Origin of the sequence: Mycobacterium sp. E1715 (assembly GCF_001667625.1) — a bacterium.
Classification (GTDB): Bacteria; Actinomycetota; Actinomycetes; order Mycobacteriales; family Mycobacteriaceae; genus Mycobacterium.
The window spans coordinates 1-1,871 of sequence record NZ_LZJJ01000341.1; the positions used below are offsets into that span (position 1 = coordinate 1).

Here is a 1,871-nt window from a genome sequence, read left to right on the forward strand (position 1 = left end):
CGACGGGCTGGGCCTGCCGGTGCTGTCGGTGGGGACGATGGTCGCCCGGCCGGTGAGCGAGCGGCAGCTGCGTGCGGCGGTGTCGAGCTCCGGCCCGGAGCGATTGTTCGACGTTGCCTGGTCGCCGGCCTCCGCAACGGCCGTCACGGACCAGGCGCCGCCGCACGAGATTCTGGAATCCCTTGCCGGTGAACAAGATCCGGTCACCGCAACCTACGAGCGCACCCACCGGGCGCTGGCCGCCGCACAGGCATGGCTGACCGAGCGCGACTCCGGCGTGCTGATCGTGGCCACCCGGGGGGCGGTCGGACTGCCGGGCGAGGACATCAGCGACCTGCCCGGCGCGGCCGTATGGGGGCTGGTGCGTTCGGCGCAGACGGAGCACCCCGGCCGCATCGTCCTGGTGGATTCCGATGTGCCGCTCGATGATCGGGCGGTCGCGTCGGCGCTCGCGACCGGCGAACCCCAGGTCTTGCTGCGCAACGGCCAGGTCTACACCGCGCGGGTTCGGCCCAGCCGCGCGGTCGACGACCTTTTGGTGCCTCCGGGCGACGGTCCCTGGCGACTGGGCATCGGCACCGCCGGCACCTTTGAAAACCTGCGGCTGGAGCCGGTTCCCAACGCCGACGCGCCGCTGGAGCCGGGTCAGGTGCGGGTGGCGCTGCGCGCGATCGCGGCCAACTTCCGCGACATCATGATCACTCTGGGCATGTTCACCCATGACGCGTTGCTCGGTGGTGAAGGCGCCGGCGTGGTCGTCGAAGTCGGTCCCGGGGTCAACGAATTCGCCGTCGGCGACTCGGTTTACGGATTTTTCCCCGACGGTAGCGGCACGCTGGTCCCGGGCGATGTCCGCCTGCTGCAGCCGATGCCGGCGGACTGGTCCTACGCCGAGGCCGCCGCGATCTCGGCGGTCTTCACCACCGCCTACATGGCCTTCGTGCACCTGGCCGACGTCAAGCCGGGCCAGCGGGTGCTGGTGCACGCGGCGGCCGGCGGTGTCGGCATGGCTGCGGTCCAGCTCGGCCGCTACCTGGGTCTCGAGATCTTCGCGACTGCCAGCCGCGGTAAATGGGACACGTTGCGGGCCATGGGCTTCGACGACGACCACATCTCGGATTCCCGCAGCCTGGAGTTCGAGGAGAAGTTCCGGGCCGTGACCGCCGGTCGCGGGGTGGATGTGGTGCTCGATTCGCTGGCGGGCGACTTCGTGGACGCCTCCCTGCGCCTGGTGGCTCCCGGCGGCGTGTTCTTGGAGATGGGCAAGACCGACATCCGCGACCCCGGCGTGATCGCCCAGCAATACCCCGGCGTGCGCTACCGCGCCTTCGACCTCTTCGAGCCCGGCCGTCCCCGGATGCACCAGTGGATGAACGAGTTAGCCGGGCTCTTCGAAGCCGGTGTGCTACGGCCGTTGCCGGTGACCACCTTCGACATCCGGCGCGGTCGCGCGGCGTTGCGGTACCTGAGCCAGGCCCGCCACATCGGCAAGGTCGTCATGACCCTTCCGGGTGCCCTGGCGACCGGCACGGTGCTCATCACCGGTGGAACCGGGATGGCGGGTTCGACGCTGGCCCGCCACCTCGTCGCGCACCACGGTGTGCGGAACATGGTGTTGCTCAGCCGCACCGGTCCCGACGCGCCCGGGGCAGCCGAGCTGATCGCCGAATTGGAGCAAGCCGGCGCCCGGGTGCGCGCCGTCGCGTGCGATGCCGCCGACCGGGCGGCGTTGGCCTCGGTGCTCGCCGACATCCCGGCGGAGCATCCGCTGAGCGGGGTGATCCATGCCGCGGGCGTGCTCGACGACGCGGTCGTCACATCCTTGACCGCTGAGCGAGTGGACGCGGTGTTGCGCGCCAAGGTCGATGCGG

The 1,871-nt window shown here is 70.8% G+C and carries 1 protein-coding gene; it reads left to right on the forward strand.

Annotation, left to right across the window (positions count from 1 at the left end):
• Positions 1–1,871 (forward strand): SDR family NAD(P)-dependent oxidoreductase (locus A9X03_RS17245; RefSeq protein ID WP_156737762.1); only part of this gene is annotated, 1,871 nt, incomplete at both ends.